At 60.9% G+C, this 14,102-nt stretch carries 8 protein-coding genes; 4 read left to right on the forward strand and 4 right to left on the reverse strand.

Annotation, left to right across the window (positions count from 1 at the left end):
• Positions 1-180 precede the first annotated feature (180 nt).
• The 3 genes from pdxA to Enr13x_RS08365 all read left to right on the forward strand — a co-directional run bounded on the left by pdxA (position 181) and on the right by Enr13x_RS08365 (position 4,949).
• Positions 181-1,227, forward strand: a complete 1,047-nt coding sequence (pdxA, locus tag Enr13x_RS08355; protein WP_145385590.1) for a 4-hydroxythreonine-4-phosphate dehydrogenase PdxA — start codon at positions 181-183, stop codon at positions 1,225-1,227.
• 584 nt (positions 1,228-1,811) lie between these two features.
• Positions 1,812-3,428 carry a DUF6798 domain-containing protein gene (locus tag Enr13x_RS08360; protein WP_231744163.1) on the forward strand — a complete coding sequence of 539 codons (1,617 nt, stop codon included), beginning with the start codon at positions 1,812-1,814 and terminating at the stop codon, positions 3,426-3,428.
• Positions 3,429-3,713: 285 nt separating this feature from the next.
• Positions 3,714-4,949 carry a hypothetical protein gene (locus Enr13x_RS08365; RefSeq protein WP_145385591.1) on the forward strand — a complete coding sequence of 412 codons (1,236 nt, stop codon included), beginning with the start codon at positions 3,714-3,716 and terminating at the stop codon, positions 4,947-4,949.
• 161 nt (positions 4,950-5,110) lie between these two features.
• Here the strand turns inward: Enr13x_RS08365 and Enr13x_RS08370 are convergent, their stop codons facing one another.
• Complete coding sequence (locus tag Enr13x_RS08370) at positions 5,111-6,247, reverse strand: serine hydrolase domain-containing protein (protein ID WP_197455876.1); 1,137 nt, start codon at positions 6,245-6,247, stop codon at positions 5,111-5,113.
• 263 nt (positions 6,248-6,510) lie between these two features.
• Positions 6,511-8,142 carry an FG-GAP repeat domain-containing protein gene (locus Enr13x_RS08375; protein ID WP_145385593.1) on the reverse strand — a complete coding sequence of 544 codons (1,632 nt, stop codon included), beginning with the start codon at positions 8,140-8,142 and terminating at the stop codon, positions 6,511-6,513.
• A 76-nt stretch (positions 8,143-8,218) separates the two neighbouring features.
• Here Enr13x_RS08375 and Enr13x_RS08380 point away from each other — a divergent pair, with 76 nt between their 5' ends.
• Positions 8,219-11,350, forward strand: a complete 3,132-nt coding sequence (locus tag Enr13x_RS08380) for a CRTAC1 family protein (RefSeq protein WP_145385594.1) — start codon at positions 8,219-8,221, stop codon at positions 11,348-11,350.
• Between the two features lie 178 nt (positions 11,351-11,528).
• Here the strand turns inward: Enr13x_RS08380 and Enr13x_RS08385 are convergent, their stop codons facing one another.
• Entirely contained in the window at positions 11,529-12,206 is a 678-nt protein-coding gene (locus tag Enr13x_RS08385) for a YceH family protein (RefSeq protein WP_145385595.1), read from the reverse strand.
• A gap of 363 nt (positions 12,207-12,569) precedes the next feature.
• Positions 12,570-13,922, reverse strand: a complete 1,353-nt coding sequence (locus Enr13x_RS08390) for a dihydroorotase (protein WP_145385596.1) — start codon at positions 13,920-13,922, stop codon at positions 12,570-12,572.
• Between the last annotated feature and the right edge of the window lie 180 nt (positions 13,923-14,102).

A 14,102-nucleotide genomic window follows, 5' to 3' on the forward strand; every position in this document is an offset into this window, starting at 1 on the left:
CCGTTCTGTAATGCGTGTGGGATAGGCGTCCCGCCCGTCAAACCAGACAATTCGTCAACCAGACAATTCGTCAACCAGACGATTCAACGATCGACCATGACAGGCTGGAAGCCTATCCCACGACGTCGTCGTGTTCTCGACCCGCTATCTCAACCAATTCCCCAGGAAAACGCTAGTCCAATGTCTGATCCGTCGCCATCGGGAGCCCCGTCCGTCCACCGTGACAAACCCCGTTTGGCGATCACCGTCGGCGACGCAGCCGGGGTCGGACCGGAACTGGCCTTGGCCTGTGCGGCCGAAGCATCGGTCCGCAGCCGATGCCATCCTATTCTAGTCGGCCCTGCTGCGATCCTGGGAAAGCTTGCGGCGATGCGCGGTCTAGAGCTGCCACCACAGATCTCGATCGAGCAACTGGCCGGATCCGGGCCGGTTCCGCCGTCGGGGTTGCTCGATTGCGGTGACGTGCCTCTGGAATCCTTCGTGCCCGGCAGTTTTTCGCGAGATACGGGACTGGCGTCGTTTTCCGCGGTCGATCTGGCCATCTCAGAAACCTCGGCCGGCCATTTCGACGCCATCGTCACCGGCCCGATTCAGAAAGAAGCGTGGCACGCCGCCGAGACGGGTTATTTGGGGCACACCGAACTATTGGCCGATCGCACCCACACGCGTGAATTTTGCATGATGTTGTCCGGTCAAGCCTGCTCGACGGTGCTGGCGACCATCCACGTGCCGCTGGCCGATGTGGTCACGACGCTGACCGTTCCGCTGATCGCGCGGGCGATCCGGCTGGGCGGATCGGCGCTGGAAAAACGGTTCGGGCGGCCGCCGCGGATCACGGTATTGGGGCTGAACCCCCACGCCGGTGAAAACGGATTGTTGAGCCATGGCGAGGAGGACACCTTGATTCGCCCGGCGATCGAGTTGATTCGCGAGGAATGCGAAACCGAGAACCGAAATTGGCAGATCAGCGGCCCCGTCCCGCCCGACACCGCCTTCACGCCGGCGATGCGAGCCGAAACCGACGTCCATATCTGTATGTATCATGACCAGGGTCTGATTCCGTTGAAGGCATTGTCGTTCGACGACGCCGTCAACATCACGCTGGGGTTGCCGATCGTTCGCACCAGCGTCGATCACGGCACGGCGATGGATCTTGCCTGGAAAGGAACGGCCAGTCCCAATAGTATGCGGTCGGCGATCGACCGCGCGATCGAGTTGTGTCGGTAGGGCTATGTCAACTTTTTAACTCAGGGTGAGCCAGACGGCTCGCCGCCAATGCCGCTTACTTTGCGTCTGAAGGTGTTAGCGGAACGGCGCGAGCCGTCCGGTTTCAGCGTGAAAGACCGGAGGGCTCGCGCCCAATACCGCTAACAAAGACATACCGCTTGGCGTTAAAGTAAGTGGCATGGGGCGATGCCAGGCTGAAGCCTCTCTCACAAGGGGTTCTTCGCGGATTTTAGTGGCTGCTCTCGGATACTCGGGGAAGGTTTTTTGAGGGATGACTGCGATGTCCGATGGTTCTGTTCGGTCTGATGGCGAAGCCAGCTGTAGCGGAGACGGGCTCTGCGGAGGAGCAACCCGCCTAGGAATCACCTGGTCTGCGATGCGGCGAAGGTGCTTCGTGCCCTCCACCGGCCCGCGTCGCCGGAGGGGCGTTTGAACCGAGCGGTTGTCGTCCAACACCCATTCGGACATCGCCGCAATGCCTCAAAAAACCTGGGTCCTGGGTGATTAGCCATTAAAATCCACGAAGAACCCTCACAAGGAAAACACGGTAAGAGCGGTTGAACGCCGAGACATCAACAAGCGACATGCCAGGAAGTCACCACCGGTCGGTTTGGATCGCGGTCGCCGAGGTCGCTGCGCTGCTGGTATTGTTTTTGATTTACGCCGGCGACCCAGCTCCGGCGGTCAACGAAGCCCACTATCTGGTCAAGGCCAAGAACTTTTGGGATCCCACGTTCTGCTCGGGCGATCTGTTTGCGGCCTCGGGAAAGGCACACACGACGTTCTATTGGACCTTCGGCGCGCTCACCCAAGTCGTCTCGCTCGGGGCAACGGCCTGGATCGGACGCCTGGTCGGTTGGCTGATGCTGGCGATCGGATTGCTGCGATGTGGTCACCGCTTCGGTCTGCCCGCGTTTGCTTCGCTCGGTGTCGCGGTCCTGTGGTTGGTCGGGATCGAATACGGCAATTTGGCCGGCGAGTGGGTCGTCGGCGGGATCGAAGCCAAGGTGCCGGCGTATGGGTTGGTGCTGATGGGGATCGCCGAGGTGGCGCGGCGAAATTGGTCGCGCGGCTGGATCTGGTTCGGCGCCGCGTCGGCGTTTCACGTGTTGACCGGCGGCTGGGCGGTGATCGCCGCGGCCGTCGCCTTTGGGGTGACCGAACGCTGGTTCAATCAATCCGATCGGCCGCCCGTTCGATTCTTCAGCGTCGGGCTATTTGTCGGCGGAGCCCTGTCGTTGTTCGGATTGCTGCCGGCGATCAGTTTGACCCTTGGTGCGACGGCCGAACAGAGTGCGGAGGCGGCCAGGATCTACAGCTACATGAGGATCCGACATCATTTGCTTCCCGGTGATTTTCCGATGCGCTGGTTCGTCCGCCACGGTGTCTTGGCGATCGGATTGTTGCTGTTGGCCTATCGCGGGCGGCCGACGGCTGCACAACGGCGCGTGATTTGGATCGGCGTCGGAGCGCTGGGGATCGCCGGCTGCGGATTATTGGTCGGAGCCCTTCCGGCGGTGATGCCGGACTTGGCGGCCAAATTGTTGCGTTACTATTGGTTCCGGCTGAGTGATGCGATCGTGCCGCTGGTGCTGGCGCTGTGGTTGATGCAGTGGGTGGTGTCATGGAAATCGGCTGCACCCGCTGCACTTGCACGCGGACTCTCCGTGTTGGCACTACTGGTCGCGACCGGGTTGTTTCTGGGATCGGCGTGGCAGCGGAACCGAATCGGCGTCCCACCGTCGACCAGCCATCGTCTGTTGGGGGTGGACTTGAATGCCGATGCCGAGCGACAGCAACGCTCGCACATGGATTGGGTTGCCGTCTGTGACTGGGTGCGGGTTTCGATGCCCCGCGATGAGATCTTTTTGACGCCCCGACACCAGCAAACGTTCAAGTGGTATGCGGCCCGCGCGGAGGTTGCCAATTGGAAGGATGTGCCGCAGGATGCCAAGTCGTTGCTTCAGTGGAGAGACCGGTTTGATGACATCTTCCCCAAACGAACCGGTGCGATCGCCTTGAATTCCGTGCGGGTCCCGATCAGCTATGCGAAACTGCGGGCGTACCGCCAGCGGTATGGCGTGCGATTCATGATCGTCGACAACCGCATCGCGACCAAGCGTTTGCCCTTGGTCAAGATCTACCCGGTCGATGGTCAGCAGAACGAGACCTACAGCGTCTACGAGCTGCCGTACAACTGAGACCGTTGTCGATCCCAGCGGGACGCGTCACGGGCTGTCGATTGAGTGAGCCGCGACGCGTAAGCGGCCGGGCATTTCGGTGCCCGCCCGAGGCCTTACGGCCAGCGGCTCACGATTGACTCCGCAGATCCCGATTCAATCGACAAGCTGGTCAGCGAGCGGCGCGTTGCCCATGCGATTCACCCACCCGCGCCAACGTAAGTGGTGTTGAATCACCGGCCGCGGGCCTGATCGGTTATCCTGTGGGATTCATCCACCACATTTAACTCTTTCTGGAGTCCGGCAGTGCGCGATAGAGATCGGTCAAAATTCATCACCGTGGTATTGCTGCTCGCCGTGATTGCCGGATGCAATAAGCCAGCGACGCAATCGAGCACCGCACCCCAGCCGAGGACGCTGGAGGAGATCACAACGGATGACGGTTCGGTGGTGTCCGATATCAGCAGTGAGGAAGCGGACCAATTCGCCGCACAGTGGCAGCAAGCGGTTGAGCAAAATGATTCCGCGGCCGCGACCGAATTGATCGACTGGACCTCGATTTTCGATCGTGCCCTGGAGGGATTCGACGTGGATCCTCGATTCCGATCCGGCTTTCACCAGGGGGCCAGTCAAGCGGTCAAGAATCTGGTCGGCGTGATTCATCAGAGTAGCCGAAACGGTGGATCGTACCGCCTGGTCCACTCGGTGCAACGCGGCAAGACGCAGCATGTGGTGATGCGATTGTTGACCGATGATGGCGGGACCAATTATCACGATTTCCAACTGGCTCGTAAAAACGGCAAGGTCGTGGGCGAGCATTTTTTCATCGCGATGACCGGTGAATCGTTTGGTGATTCGCTCCGAACGAACGTCGCCGCCGTCATCCAAAGTCAAAATTCGGTCCTCTCGCGATTGTCGGGGACGGCCAAGGCCGAGATGGAGAATCTGAGCAAACAACAGGAGATGTCGACTGCCGTCCAGCAGGGAGATTACCAACGGGCACTGCAGATCTATGAGGAGCTGCCCGCCAAGATTCAACAGATGAAACTGCCGATGCTGTTTCGAGTCATGTCGCTGGCCGAGGGTGACTATGACGTTTACGTCGACGCGATCAACGCGTATTCCGAGCGGTTCCCCAACGACGCCTGCTTGGGGCTGATCACGTTGGACGCGGCGGGAATCAAAGAAGATGAAGCGCTGTTGCTGAAATCTTATGACTCGATCCAAAAATGGACCGGTGGCGATCCCTATTTGACCACGTTGGTCGCCGGGGTGCGGGCTACATTCGGGGCAACCGACGAGGCTCAGAAGATGCTCGAAACGGTCGACGTCGACGCCCTCGGGTTGGCCGGCGCCCACGATTTTGCGTTGACCGTGTCCCTGGCGAGCGATGATCATGAATCCACGCTGCACCATTTGGCGGCGCTGCGCGATCAATACGGCTACGAGTTCTCCGATCTGGCGGCGGTCGAAGATTTCAAACGCTTTGCCGCCTCGCCGGCCTATCAGCAATGGCTGGAAGGAAACACGGCCGGACAGTGACGCCGTGTCAGCGGGACGCGTCTCGGTCTGTTGATTGAGTGAGCCGCGACGCGTAAGCGGCCGGGCATTTCGGCGCCCGCCCGAGGCCTTACGGCCAGCGGCTCACCATTGACTCGGCAGATCCCGATTCGATCGACACGCTCGTCAGCGAGCGGCATGCGCTAGCGGGAGGCGGCGGCGACCAGCGTGACAATCTCGCCGGCCAAATGGTTCACGCTGCCCTTGCCGTCGGGATGCAGTCGCGAACTGAGGAAAATAAAGATCAGATCTTTCTGCGGGTCGATCCACAGCACGGTGCCGGTGAATCCGCCGTGTCCAAACGCGCTGTCGGACAACGCCGTGCCGCGGTTGCTGGAATAAGGTGACTGATGATCCCAACCCAACGTCCGGGTTCCACGCGGGTTGCCGGCAGGGACGTCGTGCGGGGCGGTCATCCGGTCAAACGTTTCTCGCTCGAGGACCGATGAATTCCCGTGCGACGCGGCCAGCAGGTTTTGGCCGAACGTGACCAGGTCGTTCGCCGTCGAAAATAGCCCCGCATGGCCCGCGACGCCGCCCAAACGCGAGGCCCGCGGGTCATGCACCTGGCCACGCAGCCAACCGTCGGACTGCTTTTCCGTCGGCGCCGCACGTGCTTTCAGCTGCGCCGGCGGATTGAACGTCGTCTCCTGCATTCCCATCGCGCGGAACACGTTTTCTTTGGCAAACACATCCAACGGCTGGCCGCTGACTTTTTCGACCAGCTTTCCCAGCACGATGAATCCGACATCGGAATACGCAAACTTGGTTCCCGGATCCGATCGTAACGTCAAGTCACAGATCCGCCGCCAAGCGGTTTCCGGGCCGTCTTGGTAATCGGCCAAGGCATTGTCCGGCATCAATCCGCTGACGTGCAACAGACACTGTGCGACGGTGATCGTTTCCTTCTTGTGCCCCGTGAATTCGGGCAAGTAAATCGAAACCGGGGCGTTGAGATCGATTTGGCCACGCTGGGACAACAGGGCGATCGAAGTCGCGGTCGCGACCGGCTTGGTGATCGATGCGAGGTCGAACACCGTGTCGGTCGTCATCGGCAATACGTTCGGTTCCATTTGACGGTCACCGAACGTCTGGAGATACCGGACTTGTTTTCCGTCCGCGACACAGACCACGGCACCGGGCAGATCCCCGTCCCCGATGGCCGCCTCGATCAGCGCCTCGATCTGGCCATGGAGCTTGGAATCGGCCTGTTGTGCCGTCGAGACGGCGGGCGGGATCAGGCCGATGGTCAGCAGAAAGAAAGTCGCGATGCGAGTCACAAGGGATCCAACGTTGAAGGCGGGAGCGGCAAAACCATGTCGGGCAAAACAATGTAATCCAACCAACCGCCCGCCTCCATCATCCAGCCCTCCCATCATCCAGCCCCATCATTCTGCCATCCCATCATTCTGCCATCCCATCATTCTGCCATCCCATCATTCTGCCCGTCCATCATTCTGCCCGTCCATCATTCAGTCCGTCCATCATTCTGCCCTCCCCATCGTTTTGCCCCCATCGTTTTGTCTCCCGTCCCCTCCCCCCATCACTTCGACGTCCAAATCAGCAGCTCCGGTTCCCCGAGCACCGTCTGCACTTCCGTGCCCGAGGGGCGAAAGAAATTGCCGATGGCGAAGTCCAGTTTTTGGTCTCCGTTGAAGTCGCCCTTGACGACGGACAGGTGATCATGCATCCGTCCGGGCAAGCGTGACGGCGAGAACGACCCGTCGTCTTCTTGGGTCAGCATGACGATCGGCGAGGATCCCTTGGCCACCCAGTCCTTGGAAATGTGCGATCCCAGCAGCGCGACGGCGACGACGTCGGCGTCGCCGTCGCCATCGAAGTCACCGGCGGTTGCATTCAGCACGCCCGGCATCAGGCAGATTTCGTGTCGCTGCATCGGCAGCGGACCGTCGTTCTCGAGCCACTGGACCGAGTGAAAGGGTTTGGGGCCGCGATCGAAGGAATCGCCGTTGGTGTACAGCACGTCCAGGTCACCGTCGCCATCCATGTCGACCAACTCGATGCCGCTGGAACCGTAAGCGGGATCCGGCGCCGCCCAGATCAGTTCGTTTTCAAAATGGCCCGTGCCGTCGTTGCGAAACAGTTCGACGCGTTCGTGTTCCTGGCTGATCAGCGAAATAAAGTCCAGGTCGCCGTCGTCGTCAAAGTCCACCAGCGGAACGTGCACGGGGCCATGTCGCGGGTCGACGTCACGTGTTTCGAACACCGGTTTTCCGTCGTCACCGATGCCCTGGTTGACCAGCATGAAGGTCCGTCCGCTGTTTCGCCATCCGAACGCGGCGACCAGCACATCGATGTCCCCGTCGCCGTCCAAATCCCCGCCGCGGGCGTCGGAGGTGCGGCTGAGTCCATCGACCAGAACGTGGGTGCGAAACGCTTCGCTGTCCTTCAATCGTTCCATCCACAGCACCTGTCCCAAGTCACTGTCGTTGGCGTTGAATTCACCGATGTCGGCGACCAGCAGATCCACCAGCCCGTCTTGATTCAGGTCACAGGGCTCGGTGTGGACCGGTTGCAGCACCGTGCCCAGGCGTCGGACTTCGCCATCGGGATCGCCTGGCCAGTAGGCATTGACGGTTCCCGTGCCGATGTCACAGTAGACCAACGCGCGACCCGGCTTTGATTCGAATCCCAGGTCGATCCAATTGACATTCGTGACACCGGCGGCGCGAACGCGTTGTCGCAGCACACCGGACTTGACGTGCGTCGGGGCCGCAGCGGGGTAATTCAGCGTTTCGGGCACCGGCATCCCCGAATCTTTAGGGGCCTGCATCTTAAAGTACCGCTGCACGTCGGCTTCATCGGGAACATCCAAGTCGGTGCGTCCGGACGTGCGATACAAATCGAATCCCTGGATGATCTCCATTTCCCATTCGTCTTCCGGCGAACTGGTCGGACGGGGCATGGCGTGGCAATCCCCACAAAACGCCTCGATTTTGGGGGCCGATCGACTCAGAAACGCGACATCTTTGGCGGACAGCGTGCCCCATGTGGTCGTCTCCGCCGTCGACACTTCGACTGCCGCGGTCGGATCATCCTCTTTTTTTGCACAACCGCCCCAAACCGGGACCAACATGACGACCAGAGCGGCGTAGAGAAGCCCAGGGGCCAGACCCCGGGTGCGACCAACACGGTGTGTCGAATAATCTTTCATGTTCAAGAATACGTTCTGAGAATGAATCAGTTCGGGCGCAGTCGGTTATAACAAACCACGGAGATCCACAGCACCAATGCGGAAACGAAGCAAACAGGACTTTCACACGTCGCGCACACCGCTGGGCTCACCGCTGCGTGGTGTGGTGTTGCTGTTGATGACCGTGTCGCTGATATGGGGATGTGATCCTTCACCACCTGCCGGAGACCCGGGCGGCAATACCCCGCGGGAAACCGCCGCCACGCCGGGCGCCAAAACGCTGGCCAACCCGGTCGGCACGCTCAAGTTATCGCTGCGGCGCCGACAGTGGGATCAGGCTTGGGAGGCATCGCAGATCATCCTCGCCCAGGCCGGCATCAATCGAACCGCAGCGATCGAGGCAACCGATCCGGGGCTGACGGACATTGGTCCGGACACCTTGGTGCTGATCGCCCAGGCGGCCCACGAGACCGGACGTCCCGATCAGGCGGCCAAATTCTTGCGCTCGGCGTGTCAATCCGAGTCGTTCAAGAACCCCAGTCGTGTCCGCCAGACGATGATCGCGATGATCGGGCTGGGGCAATATTATGACGGGTTGGCGTTTCTGGAGCAGGCGCTGCAGGCCCAACCGGACCAGCACGAAACCCGGCGTTGGTTGTTCGATTTTTATATCGGCGCCGATGACCGCGTTGCGGCGCTGCGACACGGGCAAACCCTGGTGCTCGCGCGGCGGTTTGACATCGGGATGCTGAAGGATTTGAGCAATACCGAACGACGGACGCTGGACGCCGACCCGCTGGACCAGATGGTCACCCGTAACCCCGATGATAAACGTCCGCTGTTGGGGGCGGCCAAGTCAAAATTCGACGAGAGTAAATTCGACGAAGCGATCGAGTTGCTCCGCGAGATCGTCGCCCTGCACCCCGAACATCATCCCTCCCAAGCCTTCTTGGGCCAGGCCCTGGCAGCGTCGCGGCGGTTCGAAGAACTGGAAACCTGGGCCGCCGAGCAATCCGATGGGATTCAGGACTACCCGGCCTATTGGATCGCCCTGGGCGACTGGGCTCGGGCGCACGACGACGGACACGCGGCACTTCGGGCGTTTGCCCAAGCAGCCGTCTGTGGTGATCCCGAAGTCGTCCAGATCTGGACGCGGTTGGCGACCCTGTTGCCCGAGTTTGCCGCCCAAAACCCCGACGTCAGCAAGCAAATGGTCACGATCGTCAATGATCGAGCCCAACAGCTGACGCGTTTTCACCAGTTGAAAGATCGCTTCACGCGGACCGGCGAAATCTCGCGGGCGATCGCGCTGCAGATCGCCGAGTCGCTGGCGAAACTGGGGCGGCTTTGGGAGGCCGAAGCCTGGTCGGCGATTGCGACCACGTTGCCCGAAGACGACTCGGTGGATGTCGCCGGATTTCGAAACGAGTTGGTCAAACGATTGGAACCCGGCACTCCCTGGCGGGTGCCCGAAGCGCTACCCGATTTTGAGATCCTGTTTGCCCGGCTGCCGTTGCCGAGTATCGAAAAAGTGGTTTCGACGAACGATCCTCGCGAACAAACGATCCGACGCGACGGCGCGGTCGCCAGTGACGCCGGCGAAGCAAGCGGCGTGGAGGTCGACTGGAAAATCGAAGACGAAGCGGCGGAGCGCGGGTTGACGTTTTGGGGGCGGACGAGCGAGACGCTCGACCAGCCCGGAATCATGCTCTACCAGACGCTCGGTTGCGGCGGCGGAACGATCGATTTTGATTTGGACGGCTGGAGTGATCTGTACCTGGTGGCCGCCGGAGGACAACCGCCGGCACAAGATTCCGAAGCCAACGAACTGTTCCGAAACGTGGCCGGGCAATTCCGACGCGTGGGTGAAATCGCACAAACCGCCGACAAGGGATTCGGGCAAGGTGTCGCCGTCGGGGATGTCAACGAAGACGGTTTTCCCGATCTCTTGGTGCTCAATTACGGCCCCAACCGTTTGTACGTCAACAACGGCGACGGAACCTTTCGGGACGCCAGTGATCAAATGCCGGCGGGCGCCGACGACGAATGGTCTTCCAGCGCCGCGATCGCGGATCTCGACCACGACGGCTTGGCGGATCTGGTGATCGTCAACTACTGCGCCACGCTGGGACCGGTGACGCAAGGCTGCCCGATGTCCGGATCCACCGTGATGCGCTCCTGCTCCCCGATGTTGTTTCCCGCCATGCCGGATCGCTTTTTGCGTTCCAGCGGTGACGGAACGTTTTCTGACACGACCGAAACCTGGGGCGCGATCACGGATTCGCCCGGGCGTGGTCTGGGAATCATCGTCGGCGACTTGGATGGCCGGCTGGGCAATGAAGTGTTTGTGGCCAACGACATGACCAACAATCACTACTGGAGTCGCCTGGCTGGTGAACAGGCCGGCGGGATACTTTTCCTGTCCGAGTCGGCGATGCTGCGTGGGATCGGCGGCGACGACCGTGGGATCCCGCAGGGTTCGATGGGGATCGCGACCGGTGACTTTGATCGAGACGGCGACGTCGATTTGTACGTCACCAACTTCGACAAAGAATACAACACGCTGCACGCGCAGTCCTCCTCCGGCATCTGGCAAGACCGCACCGGACCGCTGGGGCTGGTCGAGGACACACGTCCGCTGGTCGCGTTTGGCACCGAAGCGATTGATCTGGACAACAGCGGCGACGCGGAGATCGTCGTCACCAATGGGCACGTCGACCTGTTCTCACGCGGCGACGAAAAAGCGATGTATGACCAGCCGATGCAGATCTTTCAACGCTCCGCAGCGGGCCGTTATCGCAGCGTGTCGGTCGGGCCACTGGGGCCGTACTTTCAGAACAACCACGTCGGCCGCGGCTTGTGGACGATCGACGCCAACCGCGACGGACAAGTCGATTTCGTGGTCACGCACCAAACCGAACCGACGGCGCTGTTGATCAATCGCACCGGGGACAGCGGCAACTGGATTCGCCTGGAGCTGAAAGGCCGAACGTCCTCTCGAGAGGCGATCGGTAGCACCGTCCGCGTCGAAACCAGCCAGGGAACACACACCGGTTTCCTGGTCGCCGGTGACGGCTATCAATGCAGCAATGAGCGCGTGATGCACTTCGGGTTGGGGGAGGTGGACGACGCCTCGGTGACCGTCTCGGTGACCTGGCCGACCGGCGACACCGAACGATTCACGCAGCTCCCGACCCGAGAGCAATCCCTGATCGTCGAATCCCACTAACAAGTGGCGTAAGCTTCCAGCTTGCGATCCAAGTGGCGTAAGCTTCCAGCTTGCGATCCTGGAAGCTTTAGCTTCCAGCCTGGGACTCCAAGTGGCGAGGTACTCCGGAAGCTGACGCTTCCGGGAGAGGCAAGCTGGAAGCTTACCCCACCGCAAGGCAAGCTGGAAGCTTACCCCACTACGACTCCAGTTCCTTCAGTCTGGCTTCCAGGTCATCGATGCGTTCGGTGACGGAGTCCAGTCGGGCGATCAATTGGTCGATCAGATTCTTGCTGGTGTCGGGGATCGCCGCCGACTTTGCCGCCGCCTGCTTTTCGACTCGGGCTTCCAAGTATTGGCGTTCCTGGGGCGGATAAAGTTTGTGGGCAAAGGTTTGCCCGCGGCCGGGCGGCGTCAACGCTTCCACCAGGTCCTTTTCGGCCAGCGACTTCAACACGGTCTTGACCGAATCCAGATCGGGCAAGCTGCACATCCGCGACGCCCGCGTGCGGATCTCACCGACCGTTTGAGGGCCTCGCAGCAGCAACTCGGTCAACACGGCGGCCTGCGGATTGTCCAGGTCCAGCCAATCGTAGGCGGCGTGACGATATTTGGTGACCCGTCCGCTGCCCTGGATCTCCCGCGCCGCGCCGACGCCACGCAACTCGTCGAGCGCCAACAGCACGTCGTCTTCGTCGAGCTGCATTTGCGGGGAACGATTCGATTTCTGATTGCAGCCGCTGATGATCGCCGCGGCGGACATCGGATAATTGTCCGGCGTCGTTTTGGCTTTTTCGACCAACACGCCCAGCACACGGCGGGCATTGGCGGACAGGGGCACAACCGGCTTGGCGTCGTCGCCGTCGTTTTCAGACATGGGGCACTGGGAGGGGGGGAAGGGAAAGGGGCAAGCCTCGGCACGTTGGTGTCTAGGCGTCAGAGACCGTCCAGCTTCGGAACGACCGGTTTTTCGAGTACGATGGCCCTTCCGGGCCGTCGTCCGCTGGACTCCCGACGACGACCTGGAAAGGACGTCGTACATCGGTCCGCTGACCATATCACACTCAATCGACGAGATCATGAGGATTCGTCGCGTTTCGCATCGTTGCTAAGCTGGACGGTCCCTTTGGCCGATCTTTGACCGAGAAACAAAGGAGCGAGATAGCCTCGGGCCTCAACACGGTGTTTCCGCGGCTGAGGCCCATAGTTTAACGCCCCGAACGCCCTTCGTCAGTCGGCTTCATTCGGTGCCGATTCCGTCGGTCGTGGCCCAGTAACCGCCGCGGGAATGATCGAACCGCAGCTTGGCGCCGCGAAACGGTTCATCAAATCCGTTGTCGGCATCATAGACCTTGTGCCCGCCGACGTAGGTCGCGACCGGCCAGCCCGTCAACGTGACCGAATCCCACGGCGACCATTTGGTTTTCGTGTGTTGCTCGGCATCGCGAATCGTCTTTTGTTTTTCCAGATCCACCAGCACCAGATCGGCATCGTATCCGTTCTCGATCCGTCCCTTGCCGACGATTCCCCAGACGCGCGCCGGGGCATCACACATCCACGACGCGACCTGGTTGATGGTACATCGCCCCTGGGTGACTTGATCGAGCATCAAGGCCAAACTGTTCTCAACGGCCGGCAACCCCGAGGGGCTGTTCGGGTACGGGGCCGCTTTTTCTTCCAGGGTGTGGGGGGCGTGATCGGTCGCGATGACTTGAATCGTACCATCCAGCAGTGCCTCGAACAGTCGGCGATTGTCGTCGGCCGATTTGATCGAGGGATTCATTTGGATCCGTGTTCCCAGCCGGGGATAGTCGTCGACATTGAAGAACACGTGATGCAAGCAGACTTCCGCGGTGATGTACGGTGCGGGGTCGGCCAGGATTTCGAGTTCAGCGGCCGTGGAAACATGCAGCACGTGGAAGCGATGTTTGTATCGGCGGGCCAAATCGGTCGCCCGCCGAGTCGCGATCACGGCGGCCTGGACATCCCGGATGCGGGAGTGGTCGGCCACATCGGTCGTGCCGGCCAATCGAGCGGCATTGGCGCGTACCGTCTGTTCGTCTTCGCAGTGGGCACAGATCGGCAGCGTCGTTTCGGCAAAGATCCGTTCCAACGCCTCTTGTTCATCGACCAACAAGTTACCCGTGCTGCTGCCGATGAAGATCTTGATGCCCGGGACATCGGTCACCTTCGCCAACTCGGCGGCGTTCTCCGGTGTCGCGCCGATGTAGAAGCCATAGTTGACCAATGACTTTTCCGCGGCGAGTTGCTCTTTGGCGCGGACGCCGTCCAGAGTCACCGCCGGCGGTTTCGTGTTGGGCATCTCCAAAAACGACGTCACCCCGCCGGCGGCACAGGCATGGCTGGCCGTCGACAGGTCTTCTTTGTGCGTCAGCCCGGGTTCTCGAAAGTGAACCTGGTCATCGATCACGCCCGGCATCAAATGCAATCCCGCGCAATCGACGACGTGGTCGGACGCGGCGTCGGCGGACGCGGCCACGTCCAAGATCTTGCCGTCCTCGATCAAGACGGAACTTTCTGTGACCGTGTCGGCCAGCACAACGGATGCATTTCGAAACAGGGTGCGGGGCATCAAATCGTCCCAAAAACGCGGCGTAAAAATCGTAGGGTCGGAGTCCTCATGGGAGACCTGGGCAGTCACACCCGTCATCTCCCCCGTCAATCGTATCGGTCCAAGCGACCGACGCGAAGTGGCCGGCTGAGAAGGACACGGCATCAGGGCCGGTTCGGCATTTTCTCGCACGCGAAACGT

Source organism: Stieleria neptunia (genome assembly GCF_007754155.1).
Lineage (GTDB): Bacteria > Planctomycetota > Planctomycetia > Pirellulales > Pirellulaceae > Stieleria > Stieleria neptunia.

Bases quoted from the DNA above. Each gene is read 5' to 3' on its own strand.
- pdxA (WP_145385590.1), top strand. From the start codon at position 181: ATGTCTGATCCGTCGCCATCGGGAGCCCCGTCCGTCCACCGTGACAAA.
- Enr13x_RS08385 (WP_145385595.1), bottom strand. From the start codon at position 12,206: ATGTCTGAAAACGACGGCGACGACGCCAAGCCGGTTGTGCCCCTGTCC.
- Enr13x_RS08360 (WP_231744163.1), top strand. From the start codon at position 1,812: ATGCCAGGAAGTCACCACCGGTCGGTTTGGATCGCGGTCGCCGAGGTC.
- Enr13x_RS08380 (WP_145385594.1), top strand. From the start codon at position 8,219: ATGCGGAAACGAAGCAAACAGGACTTTCACACGTCGCGCACACCGCTG.
- Enr13x_RS08390 (WP_145385596.1), bottom strand. From the start codon at position 13,922: ATGCCCCGCACCCTGTTTCGAAATGCATCCGTTGTGCTGGCCGACACG.
- Enr13x_RS08375 (WP_145385593.1), bottom strand. From the start codon at position 8,142: ATGAAAGATTATTCGACACACCGTGTTGGTCGCACCCGGGGTCTGGCC.